This is a genomic window from Croceicoccus sp. (assembly GCF_983967925.1).
The window spans coordinates 16,312-33,265 of sequence record NZ_CFETID010000023.1; the positions used below are offsets into that span (position 1 = coordinate 16,312).

14 protein-coding genes are annotated in these 16,954 nt (G+C 65.8%); 10 read left to right on the top strand and 4 right to left on the bottom strand.

What is annotated here, in order from left to right; all coding sequences use genetic code 11:
• The first annotated feature begins 23 nt into the window (after nucleotides 1-23).
• The 7 genes from fabI (at nucleotide 24) to AC4FIJ_RS12760 (ending at nucleotide 8,644) form a co-directional block, all read left to right on the top strand.
• Nucleotides 24-857: an enoyl-ACP reductase FabI gene (fabI, locus tag AC4FIJ_RS12730; protein WP_490337087.1), complete on the top strand. Its 834-nt coding sequence runs from the start codon at nucleotides 24-26 to the stop codon at nucleotides 855-857.
• A gap of 62 nt (nucleotides 858-919) precedes the next feature.
• Nucleotides 920-1,714 (top strand): polysaccharide biosynthesis/export family protein, encoded by a 795-nt coding sequence (locus AC4FIJ_RS12735; RefSeq protein WP_490337088.1) that lies wholly within the window; start codon nucleotides 920-922, stop codon nucleotides 1,712-1,714.
• Nucleotides 1,715-1,733: 19 nt separating this feature from the next.
• A complete protein-coding gene (locus AC4FIJ_RS12740; protein WP_490337089.1) occupies nucleotides 1,734-3,953 on the top strand; it encodes a GumC family protein in 2,220 nt (739 codons plus the stop codon).
• Nucleotides 3,954-3,960: 7 nt separating this feature from the next.
• Nucleotides 3,961-5,304: a hypothetical protein gene (locus AC4FIJ_RS12745; RefSeq protein ID WP_490337090.1), complete on the top strand. Its 1,344-nt coding sequence runs from the start codon at nucleotides 3,961-3,963 to the stop codon at nucleotides 5,302-5,304.
• Entirely contained in the window at nucleotides 5,301-6,440 is a 1,140-nt protein-coding gene (locus AC4FIJ_RS12750) for a glycosyltransferase (protein WP_490337091.1), read from the top strand. Before AC4FIJ_RS12745 ends, AC4FIJ_RS12750 begins: the two co-directional genes overlap by 4 nt.
• A gap of 49 nt (nucleotides 6,441-6,489) precedes the next feature.
• A complete protein-coding gene (locus tag AC4FIJ_RS12755) occupies nucleotides 6,490-7,680 on the top strand; it encodes a cytidylyltransferase domain-containing protein (protein WP_490337092.1) in 1,191 nt (396 codons plus the stop codon).
• 7 nt (nucleotides 7,681-7,687) lie between these two features.
• A complete protein-coding gene (locus AC4FIJ_RS12760; RefSeq protein ID WP_490337093.1) occupies nucleotides 7,688-8,644 on the top strand; it encodes a hypothetical protein in 957 nt (318 codons plus the stop codon).
• Here the strand turns inward: AC4FIJ_RS12760 and AC4FIJ_RS12765 are convergent.
• Together AC4FIJ_RS12765 and AC4FIJ_RS12770 are read right to left on the bottom strand one after the other, a co-directional pair.
• Nucleotides 8,635-9,825: a polysaccharide pyruvyl transferase family protein gene (locus AC4FIJ_RS12765; RefSeq protein WP_490337094.1), complete on the bottom strand. Its 1,191-nt coding sequence runs from the start codon at nucleotides 9,823-9,825 to the stop codon at nucleotides 8,635-8,637. The two genes, AC4FIJ_RS12760 and AC4FIJ_RS12765, sit on opposite strands and share 10 nt — an antisense overlap.
• A gap of 23 nt (nucleotides 9,826-9,848) precedes the next feature.
• On the bottom strand, nucleotides 9,849-11,129 hold the full coding sequence (locus tag AC4FIJ_RS12770; protein ID WP_490337095.1) for a hypothetical protein: 1,281 nt from the start codon (nucleotides 11,127-11,129) through the stop codon (nucleotides 9,849-9,851).
• Between the two features lie 143 nt (nucleotides 11,130-11,272).
• Here AC4FIJ_RS12770 and AC4FIJ_RS12775 point away from each other — a divergent pair, with 143 nt between their 5' ends.
• The 3 genes from AC4FIJ_RS12775 to AC4FIJ_RS12785 all read left to right on the top strand — a co-directional run bounded on the left by AC4FIJ_RS12775 (nucleotide 11,273) and on the right by AC4FIJ_RS12785 (nucleotide 13,949).
• Nucleotides 11,273-11,440, top strand: coding sequence for a hypothetical protein (locus AC4FIJ_RS12775; protein ID WP_490337096.1), 168 nt, complete (start codon nucleotides 11,273-11,275; stop codon nucleotides 11,438-11,440).
• A gap of 119 nt (nucleotides 11,441-11,559) precedes the next feature.
• Entirely contained in the window at nucleotides 11,560-13,596 is a 2,037-nt protein-coding gene (locus AC4FIJ_RS12780; RefSeq protein ID WP_490337097.1) for an acyltransferase family protein, read from the top strand.
• Nucleotides 13,593-13,949 carry a hypothetical protein gene (locus AC4FIJ_RS12785; protein ID WP_490337098.1) on the top strand — a complete coding sequence of 119 codons (357 nt, stop codon included), beginning with the start codon at nucleotides 13,593-13,595 and terminating at the stop codon, nucleotides 13,947-13,949. Before AC4FIJ_RS12780 ends, AC4FIJ_RS12785 begins: the two co-directional genes overlap by 4 nt.
• Here the strand turns inward: AC4FIJ_RS12785 and AC4FIJ_RS12790 are convergent.
• Nucleotides 13,946-15,157, bottom strand: coding sequence for a hypothetical protein (locus tag AC4FIJ_RS12790; RefSeq protein WP_490337099.1), 1,212 nt, complete (start codon nucleotides 15,155-15,157; stop codon nucleotides 13,946-13,948). The two genes, AC4FIJ_RS12785 and AC4FIJ_RS12790, sit on opposite strands and share 4 nt — an antisense overlap.
• Nucleotides 15,154-16,743, bottom strand: a complete 1,590-nt coding sequence (locus tag AC4FIJ_RS12795; RefSeq protein ID WP_490337100.1) for an O-antigen ligase family protein — start codon at nucleotides 16,741-16,743, stop codon at nucleotides 15,154-15,156. The genes AC4FIJ_RS12790 and AC4FIJ_RS12795 overlap by 4 nt, the downstream gene beginning before the upstream one ends.
• Nucleotides 16,744-16,954: the final 211 nt, after the last annotated feature.

Genomic DNA, 16,954 nt, shown 5'->3' on the forward strand with positions numbered 1-16,954 from the left:
ACGAAACGCCCGGATCGAAAAGCATGAGCGAAACCACACAAGACACCCTTCCCCAAGGCACCCTGATGCAGGGCAAGCGCGGCCTGATCATGGGGCTTGCCAATGACAAGTCGCTGGCCTGGGGCATTTCCAGGGCGCTGGCGGCGCAAGGCGCCGAGCTAGCCTTCAGCTATCAGGGCGAGGCGCTGGAGAAGCGCGTGCGCCCGCTGGCCGAAAGCCTTGGCAGCGATTTCCTGATCGAATGCGACGTGTCCGACATGGGCAAGCTGGACGAGGCGTTCGAGACGCTCAAGCAGCGCTGGGACACCATCGATTTCGTCGTGCATGCGATCGGCTTTTCCGACAAGAACGAGCTGCGCGGCCTGTATGTCGACACCAGTCTCGACAATTTCCTGATGACGATGAACATCTCGGCCTATTCGCTCGTCGCGGTGACGCGGCGCGCGCGGGCGATGATGCCAAACGGGGGTTCCGTCCTGACGCTGTCCTACTATGGCGCCGAAAAGGTCGTGCCGCATTACAACGTCATGGGCGTCGCCAAGGCCGCGCTGGAGACCAGCGTGCGCTATCTGGCGAACGATCTGGGTCCGGAAAACATTCGCGTCAACGCGATCTCTGCCGGGCCGATCAAGACGCTGGCGGCCAGCGGGATCGGGGATTTCCGCTATATCCTCAAGTGGAACGAGCTCAATTCGCCGCTGCGGCGCAATGTCACCATCGACGATGTCGGCGGGTCGGCGCTCTACCTGCTGTCGGGCCTGTCGTCGGGCGTCACTGGAGAGGTCCATCATGTCGACGCGGGCTATCACCTCGTCGGCATGAAGCAGGAGGATGCGCCCGACATCGCGCTCAGCTGATCGGCCTGCGCGCCAGACCGTTTGGCGGGCGCATTCGGCAGGGCATGCTTGCTTGACGGCGCATGCCCGATGTTTCAATGAAATACAGCCTTTACGAGCGAGCGCCCGCCACGCTTGCGGTCAGCGAATGGCCAGGGGCCGACTGGAGGAATTTCGTGCTTCGAAAGACGTTGCCGCTTGCGGCAGTCGCGGTCTGCCTTGCGGGTTGTGCGAAGGGATACCCGCCTGTCGAATCCGTGGCCGCCGATGCCAATGCCTATGCGGTCATGGGCAGCGCCGCGCAGGCAGAGGCAGCGGCACCCTATCGCATAGGGCCCGACGACACGATCAGCATCAATACCTTCTTCGAACCCGAACTGTCGGTCGAAAGCGTGAAGGTCGACCGCAGCGGCCAGATCGGCGTTCCCGGTATCGGATCGATGACGGTCGAGGGTCTGACAACCGAAGAGCTCGCCACGGAGATCGAGAATTCCTTCCGCGGCAGGCTGCTCGAACGGCCGCAGGTCGCCGTGTCCGTCGTCGATTCGGCGGATCGCAAGGTGGTCGTATCCGGTCAGGTCAACAGCTCCGGCGTGTTCGAGATCCGGAACAGCACGACGCTGCTCGAAGCCATAGCGATGGCGAACGGCGAAAACGAAATCGCCAAGATGGACGAGGTGGTCATCTTCCGCACGATCGATGGACAGCGCATGGCCGCTCGCTTCGACGTGAACGCAATCCGCAGCGGTGCGATGGACGATCCACGTATCCTGGGCAACGATGTCGTCGTCGTAGGCCTGTCCGAGGCCAAAGCCATCTGGCGCGATATCCGGCAGATCGTGCCGATCGTCGCCGTATTCCGGCCGCTGTACAATTGATCGGGGAAGGGACCCGCGCATGAACCGCGAGACGCCGCTGAACGGCAATGGCGCTGCCAGCAAGGCGCGCGACCGCGATTTCGCGGAAGACGACGTCTATGTCACCAAGGACGAGCGCCTTGCCCATCTGACGCATAGCGAGCTGGACCTTCGCGAGATCCGGGCGGCGATCTATCGCAACCGCTGGATGATCGGCGGGATCACCGCGCTGGGCATCATCATCGGCCTTCTGATTGCGCTGCTTTCGACCTCGATCTACCGGGCGACCGCCACGCTGCAGATCGACCAGCAGGGCCCCGAAGTTCTGGGCACCGAAGCCGAGCGCACCGCCGGCACCGGAACCGACGCAGAAACCTATCTCGCCACCCAGGTCGAGGTCATCAAGAGCCGGTCGCTGGCCGACCGTGTCGCGCGCTCGATGAACTATTACCAGGATCCGGCGTTCTTCGACGCGATGGAACTGTCGCCACCGGACAGCGAGCCGGGTTCGGCCGCCTGGCAGCGCGCAGTGATCGCGAACCTTCAAAGCAATCTGACGATCACGCCGGCGACGGGCACGCGGCTTGTCGGCATCAGCTTCGACAGCCCCGATCCGCGAACCGCGGGACAGGTCGCCAACAAGTTCGCAGAGGAATTCATCGCCAGCACGCTGCAGCGACGTTTCGACATGTCGGCCTATTCGCGCGAATTCCTGCAGCAGCAGCTGGAACAGACCCGGCTGCGTCTGGAAGCGAGCGAGCGCGACCTGATCGAATATGCGCGCCGCACAGGCATCACTAATCTCGACAGCGGCACCGGCGAGGGACAGGGCGCGGGCCAGACGCTGACCGCATCGAATCTCGCCGCGCTCAACAGCGCCTTCGCCACCGCGCAGACCGATCGCATTCTTGCGCAGCAACGGTGGCAGCAGGCGCAGAACACCGCGCTGATGAGCCTGCCGGAAGTGTTGCAGAACTCGGCGATTCAGTCGCTTCAGGGACAGCGCGCGCAGGTCGAGGCAGAGCTTGAGGGCGAACGCGATCGCCACAGCGACGATTATCCGACGGTCCGCCAGCTGGAAGCCAAGCTGGGCGCTCTCGACCAGCAGATTCGGGCGCAGGCACAGCAGGTGCGCAATTCGATCCGCGACCAGTACCGCCTGTCGGTGCAGCAGGAAAACGGACTGCTGGCCAATGTACGCGAATTGCAAGGCGCCGCTTTGGGCGAACAGAGCCGCGGCGTGCAGCTGACGATCCTGCAGCGCGAGGCGGATACCAATCGCGCGCTCTATGACGCGCTGCTGCAGCGCTTCCGCGAACTGAACGCCGCCGCCGGGATCACCGCGAACAATATCCTGATCATCGACCGGGCGCAGAACCCGTCGCTGCCGATCTGGCCCAAGCCGCTGGTAAACGCCTTCCTTGGCGCGGTGCTTGGCCTCGCGATTGCCGCGGCGCTGGCCTTTGCCCGCGAACGGCTTGACGATTCGATCCGCGCACCCGACGATGTCGAACGCAAGCTGGGCCTGCCGCTGCTGGGTATCACGCCAAAGCCCGAGAACGACGATGCGGAGACCGAGATGCTCGATCCGCATTCGCCCATGTCGGAAGCGATCTATGCCCTGCGCACCGGGCTGGAACTGTCCACCCGCGACGGCGTGCCGCATACGCTGCTCGTCACCTCGACCCGTCCGGCGGAAGGCAAGTCCACCACCTCGCAGGCGCTGGCGCGTGAATTCGCGCAATCGGGCCGCCGCACGGTGCTGGTCGACGCCGACCTTCGCCGTCCGTCGGTCCATCACAATTTCGGGATCGACAACAAGCTCGGCTTCTCGTCGCTGCTGACCAGCAGCGAACTGGTACCCGGCGCGATCCATCCGACGGATATCGAAAATCTTTCGGTCATCCCCAGCGGTCCGATCCCGCCCAGCCCGCCCCGGCTGCTCAATCATGACACGCTGCACCGCATCTTCGACCGGCTGTCGCAGCAGTTCGACCTCATCATTCTCGACGCCCCACCGGTGCTCGGCCTTGCAGACGCGCCGCAGCTCGCCTCGGCCGTCGACGGCGCGCTTTATGTGATCGAGGCGAGCGGCGGATCGCAGGGGCAGACCAAGGCCGCGCTGCGCCGCCTGATCGCGGCGGATGCGCATGTCATCGGCGCGGTGCTGACCAAATATGATTTCCGCCGCGTCGGTTATAGCGATTACGGCTATAACGAATATTACAACTACGGCGGCCACGAGCGTCAGGGCGCCTGAGGCACGGATGGCGACCTCCGCCCCCGGCTATCGCGATGCACCGGCGCCCCGGCCGCGCCGGCGCCGCACGCAGCTGAGGCCGGTGGCAACGCGCCAGACCGCGCTTGCGGCGGGCGGTTTCGTCTGGCTTGGCCTCGTGGCGCTGCTGCTGTTCAATCTCGCCCTGCCGAAGGGCGGCACGCGAATTCAGGGATTTCCAATCACCTGGGGCTATGTCGTGATTGCCGCCGTTACCGTGTTCGCGGCCATTGGGACGCTCCGCAGGCGCGACATCTCTCTGCCCCCGATCATTCAGTCCTGCTGCCTGATGATGCCGCTGGCGATCTTTACCTATTACAAGGCGCAGCAGTTCGGCCTGCCGTCCAGCGGGTGGCTGCAATATGCCGTGCTGTTCGGCTTCTTCCCCATCGCCATACTGGTCTTTATGGCCCCCCATCTCGAACAATTGCAGGCGCGGCATATCGCGGGCCTTCTGCGAATATGCATCCGCTTCGCGGTCGCATGGGGCCTGTTCAATTTTCTGCTGTTCCTGGCGATCGGGCAGGTGATCGAGATCCCGTACGTCACCGTAAACGGGGCCGAGGTCATTTCGGTGCTCAAGAAGAACAACATGCGCGGCTCGGTCATGAAACTCGTGTCCAGCTTCAACAACGGCAATATTTTCGGCGTGTGCATGGTGATGCTGATGCCGCTCTACTTTCATATCGAAAAGCGCAAGGGCTGGCTGGCAGCCTTCGTCATCGCCCTGCTCTGTACGCTCAGCCGCACGACCTGGTTTGCGATGACCGGGGCCTTCATCTTGATGGTCATTTCGGGCCAGATCCGCGTCAACCGGATGTCGGTATGGGTTTCGCTGGGCGCGGCGATCTGCGTTTTTCTGGCGATCCTTCCCATGCTAGGCTGGACCAGCGCGAACCTCATCGACGACCGGCTGGGCGGAAGGCTCGACTATCTCAAGAAACTGGAAGTGACTTTTCTCGGGCAAGATTCGATCACCATTCCGGAAATCGTCTATTTTGGCCTGCTGCAAAGCTATGGCCTGATCGGCCTAGTCATCGCATTAGCCGCCCTGTCCTATGGCGCGATTTACGGACTGGCACACTGGGGCGGACTTTCACAGATGCGCCGGTCGGCAGTGCTGGGGGTGATGACCTATCTCTTCGCCTGCACCATGGACGGCGCATTCGTGTTCCCGCCGGTCTTCCCGCTGTTCCTCTTCGTCAATGCATTGATCTACCGGCGCGGCTATCGCGTGGCGCAGCGGCTGGTTCCAGCGGCCGTCAAGCCCCGGCGTCCGCGCCGCCATTCGTATGGGCTTGACGCGCAGACCCTTGCGGCATCCACGCCATGAGCGACGCCGGCCCCGAAAACTACCGCGTCCTTCACATCGCCCAGAAACTTCCGGGCGGGGTGGGGGCCTATCTGTCTGAAGTGCTGTCGTTCCAGCGCGAAGTCATGGGCCCGCGCCGCGTGTCTGCCGTCATTCCGGCCCAGGAACGTTTCGTGCTGCCCTACCTGCCCGAAGCCTCGCTGCATCTGTTCGACGATGCACAGCGCAGCCCGCGCGCCCTGCTGCGCTTTGCCGCCCATGCGCGGACCGCGATCATGCACGACCGGCCCGACATCGTGCATCTTCATTCCAGCTTTGCCGGCATGCTGCGCCCCGTTATCGCGCGGCTTCCCGCCGACGTGCGCCCTGCTGTCGTCTATTGCGCGCATGGCTGGGCCTTCAATATCCGCTGGTCGAACCGCCGCCGCGAATTGATCGCCGCGGTCGAACGGCACATGTCGACGATGACCGACCGGGTGCTATGCATCTCGCAATTCGAATATGATTGCGCGGTTCAGCGCGGCCTTCCGCGCGACAACATGGCGGTGCTGCACAATGGCGTGACCGAACGTGTGTTTCCCGGGTGCGCCGCGCCGGTGCCGATGCCCCGCGACCGGATCAACCTGCTGTTTATCGGGCGCAAGGACCGGCAAAAGGGTTTCGACATCGCCGAACGCGCGATGGCGATGCTGACCGACCTGCCCGTGCATCTTCATGTCATTGGCGCGACCGTCGTGGATGACGAACAGGAATCGCAGCGCCTGCCCAACATCACCCATTACGGCTGGCAGCAGCGCGAAGCGATCTGGAGCTTTGTCGAGGCCTGCGACGCGGTACTCGTCCCCTCGCGCTGGGAAGGCTTCGGCCTTGCCGCGATCGAGGCGCTTCGGCAGGGCAAGCCGGTGCTCGCCTCCAATGTCGATGCCTTGCCCGAAGTCGTGCGCGACGGCGTCACCGGCATGCTGTTCCCGGCAGAGGATCCGCAGGCGCTCGCCCAATTCATTCGCGGGCTCGACCGGCAAAAGCTGGCCGAAATGGGCAGCGCGGGCCGCGCCGATTTCCTCGCGCGCTTTACCGGCGAGCGGATGAACCGGGCGATCCTCGATTGCTACCGCGCGGTGCTGTACGAAAGGGCGCTGGCCACCAGACTGGCCTGAAAGACTGGACAGCGAAAACCGGCTGCAGGAACGGGGCTGAAGGGAATTCATGGAAACACTGGCGATCATTCCCGCGCGCGGCGGATCGAAAGGCATTCCGCGCAAGAACGTCCTGCCGCTGGCGGGCAAGCCGCTGATCGCGCATAATATCCTTGCGGCCAGGGCAGCCTCGCGCGTCAGCCGGGTGGTCGTGTCGACCGACGATGCGGAAATCGCAGCGGTGGCGAAGGACTATGGCGCCGAGGTGGTGATGCGCCCCGATGATCTTGCGGGCGATGTCTCTCGTTCGGAAGATGCGCTGCTGCATGTGCTGGACACGCTGGAGCAGGAGGAAGCCTACCGCCCCGACATGATCGCATTCCTGCAATGCACTTCGCCGCTGACCGCGCCCGAGGATATCGACGGCACGCTGGCGGCGCTGGAGGACAAGGGGGCGGACTCTGCGCTGGCCGTCGTGCCGTTTCATTACTTCCTGTGGTCCGAACAGGGCGATGGCGGGGCCGACGGCATCAACCACGACAAGAGCTTTCGCCTGATGCGGCAACAGCGCCAGCCCGAATTCGTCGAGACGGGCGCGGTCTATGCAATGCGCGCGGCGGGTTTCCGCGAGGCAAAATTCCGATTCTTCGGCAAGACCGTGATGCACGCGATCCCGGTGGAGCACTGGCAGGAAATCGACGAACCCGCCGACTTCCGCATCGCGGAGGAGCGGATGGCCCGCCTCGCCCGCTCGCGCCCGGCAGCGGGGATGCTGCCCGAGCGGATCGCGGCGCTGGTGATGGATTTCGACGGGGTGTTGACCGACGACCGCGTCTTCGTGTCCAGCGCGGGCGAGGAAAGCGTCGCCTGTTCGCGCGGCGACGGCATGGGCATCGAACTGCTGCGCAAGGCAGGGCTGGCGATGACCGTGCTGTCGAAAGAGCAGAACGAGGTCGTGGCCGCGCGCTGCCGCAAGCTGAAGCTGGAATGCGCGCATGGCATCGACGACAAGCTGCCGCTGCTGCGGCTGTGGCTGGACGAACGCGGCATCGCGGCCAGCGATGCGATCTATATCGGCAACGACATCAACGACGTCGCTTGCTTGGAGGCCGCAGGCTGCGCCATCACCCCTGCCGACGCGCATCCTGCCGCCCGCGCGGCTGCCGATATCGTGCTGTCGGCCGATGGCGGACGCGGCGCGATTCGCGAACTGGCGGACATGCTGATCGCATCGGGCCGGATCGTCCCCGCGCAGGGATAAGCGCCGCATGACGATTATCGCCGCCCTCCCCCGCTCGACGCTGCATCTGCGGCTGCTGGCGGCGAACGATCCCGGCGTGACCCATGTGCTCTATCGCGACGCGCATGTCGCGCCCGATGTCGAGGCGCTGTTTCCCGGCAAGGGAATCGCGCTGGGCCGCGAACAGCGTCCGGCGAAGAGCCCGCTGCAATGGCCCGCGCGCTTCGCGGCCAATCGCCGCTATTACGCGGATGTCCGTGAAAGGCTCGCCCCGCTGGGGATCGAGCGGCTGATCATCTTCCTCGAAGGCGAACCGCTGGAACGAATGCTGGCGGACTGGTTCGGCGGGCCCATCGAATTATGGGAAGACGGCCTCTCGCATTACGTCGACCTGACCAGCCCGCTCTGGTACGCGGCGCGCGGTGCGGTGCAGGCGGCGAGCGGCTTCTATGCCAAGGGCGCGATGTCGCGCCGCGCGGATCGCACCCGCATGATCGTGCGCGACCGTTTCGAAACGCGCGACCTGATCCTGCCCTCCCCCACGCTGGCCGCGCCGCAGGACCGCCTTCTGTTCATCGGATCGCCGCTGGTCGAGGACGGGATCGTTTCACGCTCGCGCCTTGCGCAGGGTCTCGGCGCCATGGCAGCCGCCAGCCCGATGCCGCTGGCCTATCTGCCCCATCCGCGCGAGGACATTTCTGCGGTCACGGCGATGCTGAAGCCTATCGCCCATATCGAACCGGCCCCCCTGCCCCACGGCATCGCCGATCATGTCTCGGCCCATGGCTATCGCGGCTATATCGCGGCGGTCTCGACCGCTCTGCTCGATCTGGACGCGTTCGACCACAGCCTGTTCGTGCCGCGCCTGTTCGGGCTGGAACGCATGCATCGCGCCTTGGCGGGCTGGCAGGCCAATCCCGTGGCGCTGGCCGCTGGCGAGACTGACCTGTCGCAATGGCTGGCCGCCACAGGCGATCAGAAATAGGGTCGCAGGCTCTCCGCATTGTCCTGCATCACCGACCATAGCCGGTCCTGCGCCGCCGTCAGACGGTCACGCGTGCCGTCGGGATCGTCCGCAATCGCTTCCATGCCTGCGATAAGCCGGTCGCGGAAACCGGGCTGGCGGATATCGACGCCCCATTCCTCGTGCCCGATGTCTTCCAGGAAATAGGTCATCTTCGGATGACTGGCGAGGGTGAAGACCGGGCGCTGCAGGCCGAACGGCACCATCTGCCCATGCCCCCGCATCCCGATGGTCAGGTCGGTGGTGCAGTAATATTCATAGATCGCCGAAATCGGGGCATGCGCGATGTCGACCACGTCGAAGGTCAGGCCGAACTGGCGCAGCAGCGGCAGATAGAACCGGTCGCGCGGATCGTGCACCGCAAAGCTCGCGCGCCAGCCCTTTGCCACCATATGCGCCGCCGCCTCAGCGATTTCCTTTACCGATGCCTCGGGCCCGGACCCGAAGCGCCGGTCCGCGCGGTCGAAGGCCAGATTGATCGCAAGGTGCCGCCCCGCCTGCCAAGGCCGGTCATATTCGGGGTAGAGGCGTGACAGAACAGTCGTCGGGCAGGGCTGCCAACGCAGCTTCTCCGCCAACGGCGGCGGCAAATGCCCCGACAGCGAGCGGATCGACCCGTTGTTGCGCAACCCGACGAAAGCCGCGCGTTCAATGGTCTCGTAAATATGCGCCTCGAACTGGGGCGAGAAACCCGTCTGGCCATGGAAATTATTATATCCCACCGCGCTCAGCACCAGTGGCCGTTCCAGCCGGCGCAGATCCTCTATCGCAAGGTTCCATTGCCAGCCCGACCGGCTGCCCGGCACGGAATCGGGAATGATCAGCCCGCCGCCGCCCACCAGCACGGCCTTGGCCTCTGCATTGATACGCGAAATGTCGCGCGCCTCGACCGGCGCGCGAACGGGCAGCATCCGCCAGTCCTGACGGCCCATCTGGCGGTCGAACAGGCGGCGCGTGGCGGTGAACAGCGCCGTATCGCCCGCATTGCCGTTGCGATGCACGCCGTAATGCACGCAATAGCCCTTGCCGCCCGGTGCGTGGCGAAACGCCAGCAGGCGCGCCTGCTCGGCCACTGCGCTGGCGGCACGGCGCGGGAAACCGGCGGGGTCGGTGCGAAGCGCCTTGATCAGTTTGGAAATCATGGAAAAACCGGCAATTAGATGGGTTACGCGTCTGCCCGATCCGGCAAGGCATCGATCAGCAGCGCCGCGACCGTAGCCGCGCCCTTGCCGTTGAGCCAGCCGATTTCTTGCTCCAGCAGGCGGGGCGGAACAGGCCGCGTCGCCTTGACCAGACCCGCCTCGAGGATCGCGGCCAGCTCGCCAGCCTCGCGCGCGACGGGAATGCCCAGCGCGCCCATCGCCCCGGCCTTGGCGGCTTCGGTCTTCTGGTCGAATGCCGCCGGGTCCAGCCGCGCCGCGACGACCGGCATCGTGCAAACCGCCGCCTCAAGCAGTGCGGAGGAATAGAAGCCGACTGCGGCATCGGCGCCCAGCATGCTTTCGTATAATCCGCGCGGCGCTTCGGCCTGAATGGTCAGCCCCCGCCCCTCCAGCAAGGCGAACAGGCGCGCCCGCTCGTTTTCGTCGGATCGCGGGTGGAGGCGGGGGATCACCCGGATCGGCAGACGCGCGCCGACGCGCGCCAGCGCCGATGCCAGCGCCTGCTCTGCCCGGTCCACCTCATCGGCCCGAACCTTACCGTCCGCTCGAAAAGGCTGGTGCAGCCACAATATGCGCCGGGCATTCTGGTCGAACGTCCTGCCCGGCCACGCCTGCGCCAGGTCCGCCAGGCGGTCGAAACGCGGCGGCGGCACGATGATCAGCTTATCCGGATCGACACCCCGCTCGATCAATTGCTCTTGCCGCCCCTTTGCCGTGACCAGCACCCGGTCGATCAGCCTGCCGGTCATGTCGCGCGGCGGCAGCAAACGAAGCCCGCGCAAGGCCCGCAATCCAACACGCGCGGTCCGGCGAGAGGATTCGGGCACCGTTCCGCGCAAGGGGAGGCTGAAAGGCCCCTCGTCGATCTGGAACACGATGATACCCCGGTCGCGCGCGGCGCGGATCAGAGCCTGTTCTGGAAATCCCCAGCTGTGGCACATCATCAGCACGCCGATGGCCGCCTCATCCATCAGGTCGCCGAACATGGCCTGCAGGCGCGCAAACGCCCGGACCCCGCCCGACAGGACCATGTTGGGCGCCGCCGTGGCAAAGCGCGAGGACAATCCCGCCTCCTGCGGATCGGGGCGCACCACCTCGGCCTTGCGCAGCGCATAATCTGCCGAGCCGCGCCGATCGAAAGCCGACATGTCGATCACCAGAGGCGTATCGGCACCCGCCCCGTCAAGCGCCGCAGTGACAAGGCGTATCATCTCCGGATGCGATCCTGCCGCTCCGGCCAGCGCGATTCGACCGCGCGCATGCCCCCGTTCGTCCGATATCATCACGGTTCGCCATGCAAAATGCCGCTCGCCAAGGCAAATCGACATCGTGGGACTTGCACAAGTCGGGCACGGCCGTATTCAGGCCTGCAAGACATTATGTCAGACGACATTACGCAACGGTGGATCGGGTTCGGGCAAGAAGCATGGCTGAAGAAATCCTTATTGGTGCGGCACTATTGTTGATACCGGCGGTCATTCTGCTGATCGTCGAAGTGAATGTCGCGCGCAAGCGCCGTGCCGCCCGCGATGTCGCGCGCCGCAACAAGGCCCGTCCGGCTGCCGCCGACGCCAAGGGCGAACAGCTGCGCTGACCGCGCGGCACGATCCCCCACCTGTCCCCTACACTGGCAGACATCACGGCCCGCGACGCGCGCAGGGTTGAGCGCCGATCCGCCTCGTGCCACTGGCCTTGCCAAGACAGGACAGGCATATGCAATCGAACTACCGCCCGGACATCGACGGACTGAGAGCGCTCGCCGTCGTGCCGGTGGTGCTGTTCCACGCCGGGCTGGGATTTCCGGGCGGATATGTCGGGGTCGACATCTTCTTCGTCATATCGGGCTATCTTATCACGGCGGGCCTGCTGAAGGATAATGCGCGGGGCATTTTCTCCATCGCCCGCTTCTACGAACGCCGCATCCGGCGCATCGTGCCCGCGCTTGCGGTCGTCACGCTGGCCACGCTGGTCGCGGGGGCCTTCGTCCTGCTCCCGTCCGAATATGAAAGGCTGGGCGCAAGCGCATTGAGCGCGGCGCTGTTCTATTCGAACATCCATTTCTGGTCGGTGCAGAACTATTTCGACGGCGGGAACATCACCCACCCGCTGCTGCACAGCTGGTCGCTGTCGGTCGAGGAGCAGTTCTATATCGTCTGGCCGGTCGCGATCTGGGCGATCTACCGGCTGTGGCTGTCGCGCTGGCTGCCCGCGCTGATGATCGCCGCGATCGCCGCGACGCTTGCGGCCAGCGAATGGATGCTGGATTATTCGCCCAAGACCGCGTTCTACATGTCGCCGCTACGCGCGTGGGAACTGCTGCTGGGGGCGCTGCTGGCCACCGGGCGCGTGCCGCCGGTACGCCGTGCCGCACTGGCGCAGGGCCTGTCACTGGCCGCGCTGGCGATGATCGGTTGGTCGATCTTCGCGCTGACAGAGGCCTCGCGCTTTCCCGGTCTGGCGGCGGTTCCGTCGTGCCTTGGCGCGGCGATACTGATCCATCTGGGCGGTCCAGAGCGTAGCATCGGCAATCGCCTGCTGTCGCTGCGTCCGCTGGTGTGGATCGGGCTGCTGTCCTACTCGCTCTATCTTTGGCACTGGCCGATCCTGTCGCTCTTCACCGTGCACAAGGGCAGTGCGGTCGATCCGGTTGAAGGCGCGGCGCTGGCGCTGCTCTCGCTCGTGCTGGCGTGGCTGTCGCTGCGCTTTGTCGAACAGCCGTTCCGCAAGCCGCCCGGCACCCCGCATCGTCGCGGCGGAAGCGACTGGCCAGTGCTGGCCGCCGGCGGTGCCACGCTGGCGGGCGTTGCCGCCTGCGGCGTGGTGCTGATGGTCACGGGCGGCTTTCCCGGCCGCGTCAATGCCGAGGCTCACGCGATCGACGCCCACAGGCGCGAGAAGGTGACGGTCGCCACCGGATGCATCGTGGGGGACGACCTGCCCGGCGACTTGATGGACCGCTGCTTCTCCGCCCCCGCCGCCAGAGAGGCGCGCATCGCGGTCTGGGGCGACAGTTTCGCGCGGCAATATGCCAACGAACTGGCCAGCCGCTACAAGGATCGGTCGGTCGAACCGCTCATGCTGATGGCCACCGGCTGCGCGCCCTTGGCAGGCGTTCGCCCGACCTTCGGCCATGGCCGGGCCGACCTGCGCTGCGAAGAGTTCAATCGGTTCGCACTCCGCTCGCTGCTGGCCATGCCCGACCTCGAACAGGTGATTATCGCAGGCCGCTGGTCCAACCTTTACGGCCTGCCGCTCCCCGGCCGAGAGCTCGTGCGGACGGCGCGCTTCTACACCGCGACGGATGCGTCCGAACGCAGCCTCGGCCATTCGCTGGCCTTGATGGAGCAATCGCTCGACCACGCGATCTCCGCGCTCGAGGCAAAGGGCGTGCGGGTCACGCTGATCGCCGAACCGCCGCGCTATCCCGAAAGCGTGCAGCGCTGCGCCGCGCGCGCCGCATGGGATGGCGCGGATCCTGCCGGGGAATGTTCCACCAGCGTGTCGGTGCAGCGCCGTTTCCGCAAGCCGGTGATGGACGTGCTGCAACGCGTCGCCGGCCGCCATCCGCAGACGCGCCTCTACGATCCGCTGATGCGCTTTTGCGGTGCGGACGGGCTCTGCCAAGGGTATCGGGATGGCATCTTGCTGACCGAGGATGTCGATCATCTGTCGCGCCAGGGCAGCATTCGGGCCCTCGACGGCCTCGATCTCCCCATGCCGCGCGCGGCCGCCGGAAAGGGACCGCAATGATCGCCGATCTCGTCTCGACCTATGAAGCGGCGAAAACCGCGCTGGTACCCGCGAACCAGGACCTGCGTGCATTGGTGCATGTGCATGTCGGGCTGGCGATCTGGCTGGGACTGGTGATCGCCTGGCGCAGGGGCCTCGGCGCGGTGCTGCCGCTTTGCGGGCTGATCGCCGCGTGCGCCCTGAACGAGGGGTTCGATCTGGCAAGCCATTGGCCAGTGACCCATGATTGGGTGTGGCGCGACATGGCCGGCGACACTTTCAACACGCTGCTCTGGCCAGTGCTGATCTGGCTTTATTGCACGATACGAGAGCGGGCCGGACCGCCTGGCGACCGAAAAGGGACCGGCGGCTAGTTCGCCTCGATCGCGATATCATCGACCCGGCCGCGGCTGTCGGTGACGAACATCGACGAACCGAACACCACGTCGAGGAACTGCACCGGGCAGTCTTCCGGAACCGCGAAAGACATCGCCACCCGCTCACCCGTTTCGGACCGGCGCAAATCGGCCAACTCGTCATCGGCGGAGGCGCAGCCTATCGTCACGCGCGGCATGCCCGCATCGGCCTCCGCATTGGCGGAAAGCCGCGCGGAGAGGCGATATTGGCCCGGCGTCAGCGCCAGCATCTGGCGCGCCACGCTGCCCAGATGGCCGCTGCCCGCATGCACCTCCAGCACGCGGCCCCGGCCTTCCTCGTCCGGCACGGGGAGAGCCGAGAGCGATGCACCCGATTCGTAGCGCCAGCCAAGCGCCCGCGAGTCCGTCTCCTCGAAATCGCCGTTCTGGACGAGGCGCGCGTCCTTGCCGCGGATCATGCCGATCAGCGTCGCCGCGTCATCCGCCGCGCCCAGCCGCAACAGCCTGCTGGTCACGGCGGCGGCGGTGCCGCGATCCGCGACGGGAACGCCCTTGCTCCACATGCCCTGCGCCATCGCGGTCAGCGCCTCGGGGTTCTCGCTCCGCCCCACGAATGTGGGCAGGAACCGGTCGCGCCAGATGGGACGGTCGGCCATGGCGGCGCCCAGCGCGCGGGCAAAGGCAAGATCCTGCGATGCCTCCAGCACCTGCGTGACGATCAGATCATAGCCGCGCCGCGTGGTGGACAGCGCATGGCCGTAATGGCGGATCGCCGCGGCATCGCCTGCGGTCTGCTGCGCATCCAGACCTAGCGCCAGCTCGGTCATCAAATCGCGGCGCGACAGGCTTTCGCCATAGCGCAGCAGGCGCATCGCCTGCTCGGCATTGCCGCGATAGGCCTGCACGAAGGACAATGTGCGGATCGCGCTGACATCCAGCGGGTCGTCCATCACCGCCGCGGTGGCCAGCCGTTCCGCCATGTCGAGCGTGGCAGGCTCCTGATCCTCGACCAGCGCGATTGCCGCGGCGGCGGACCGGGCCGCGGCGCTGGTCGCGATCGGTGCGTCGGCCAGACGGCCGCGTTCGACGCCCGGCAGGACATTGGGCAGGGTGAACATGGTCACGATGCCCGACAGCCCGGCAGCCACCACCACCAGCACGGCTCCGCCCGCCCAGCGCAGCTTGTTTCCGGCGAACACGCTCATGCCGCCTGCTCCTCGCCCGAACGGCGCGAAGACGGCTGGCCGATCGGCTTTGCGATCAGAAAGGCGGCGAACACCAACACCGCACCGGCCAGCGGTGTGCGCAAGGGATAGTCGGTCAGGCTCGCGCCCAGCAGCGCGCCCGCCATGATGGCCCCGGCCCGTACCGAGATCGCTTCCAGCGGCGGCATCGCGCGCAGGCTTTTCACCAGGCGAAAGCCGATCCAGCCGATAAAACCAGCAAGCACGATCAGCGCGGGCAAGCCGCCCGTCAGCGCCAGTTCGATCAAATCATTATGCGCATTGTTGAAATACTTGAGCGACAGTCCCCAGTCGGGCTCATTGCTGCGGAACACGGGGTCGAAGGTGCCGAAACCCGATCCGAACGGCAGGAAATCGCGCACGAGGTCGATCATCAGCGGCAGGAAAGTCACCCGCTTTTCCGCCAGCAAATCGTCGTCGACGAAACGGTCGACCGACAGCGCCTTGCCGAACAGGATCAGCAACACGACCATGATGACGGGCACGGCGATGATGCCGATGCGCAGCCAGTTCGCCTGCTCGCGCCGCATGCCCTTGCCGACCTCGTCCAGCGGCCACATCGCCAGCGACGCGGCCAGCGAGACGAAGCCCACCACCATGCCGGTGCGCGAACCGGTGACGACGATCATGACCAGCAGCACCATCGCGGCAGGCAGAGCGACCATCCGGCGGCGGCGCGCCTGCGGCGTGGTCTCGCGCCGCAACGCCCCTTCGCTGCCAAGCGACCACATTCGCAGCAGGGGGAACCCAGTCGCCAGAAAGGCCGCACTATGGTTGCGGTTCGCAAAGAAGCCGAGCACGGAATTTTCGGCAAAGAACTTGTAGGGCAGAGGCGGCCCTTCCAGCGCGCCTGCCACCTGCATGATCCCGATGACCAGGCTGAGCCCCACGAACAGCAGGAAGCCCTGAATCAGCCGGCCTTCCTGCCGATGTCCGATCCCCCACAAGGCGACCATCATGGCGGCGGCAGGCAACAGGGCGAACAGGCTGTTCCACGTGCGCCACGGCACCAGCGATATCGGACGCCACGGCTGTTCGATGCCCGCGGCGAGCGCCGCTTCGGCATAGCGGTCATGTCCGGGCAGGCCGGTCCACGTGGACGGCGGCAGCGGGATCAGCTGAACCGCGATCGTGACCGCCAGCAGGGCAAGCAGCACCGCCGGGATCCACAGCGAACGGGCGCGCCTGGGTGCAGGCAGCACCAGCAGGACGGCAATGGCGAAGAGGCAGATGGGCCGCAGGAACAACAGCCAGTTCACGTCGGGCCGCGCCGATCCGCCGAACAGCGCAATCGCGGCGAACAATATGCCGATCAGGACCAGCCGGGCGGTTTCTGCGCGCGAAGTGCGGTTCGAAGCGCGCGACCGGCGGCGGCTTTCGCCCTGCCCGCGCCCGTTGCGGCGGCCGGGATCGAAGCCGCGTGAGGCACGCGCGCTGCGTTCAGCGCCGCCATCCGGGCCACGCCTTGCCCCTGCAGCGCCCCAGCGCCCCCTTGGGTCGGACGAGCCGGTCCCGTCAGGGGGAAATGGAGGATTGCTGGATGCCATGATCCCTCATCTTCTCACGTCATCTTCTGACGGGCTCTTTTGCCCGCCCTTCCCTGCGACGGCTAGGGCGAAGGCCGCGGCTTGGCAAGTTGGTTGTGCGGGGAAACCGGCGCAGCATGGATCGGTCTGTCGCCGCACCGCACCGCAATATCCCCCCGCGCCGACATCGGCGTTTTACACCCTGTAATCGCGGTGTTAATGCGATCGGGAC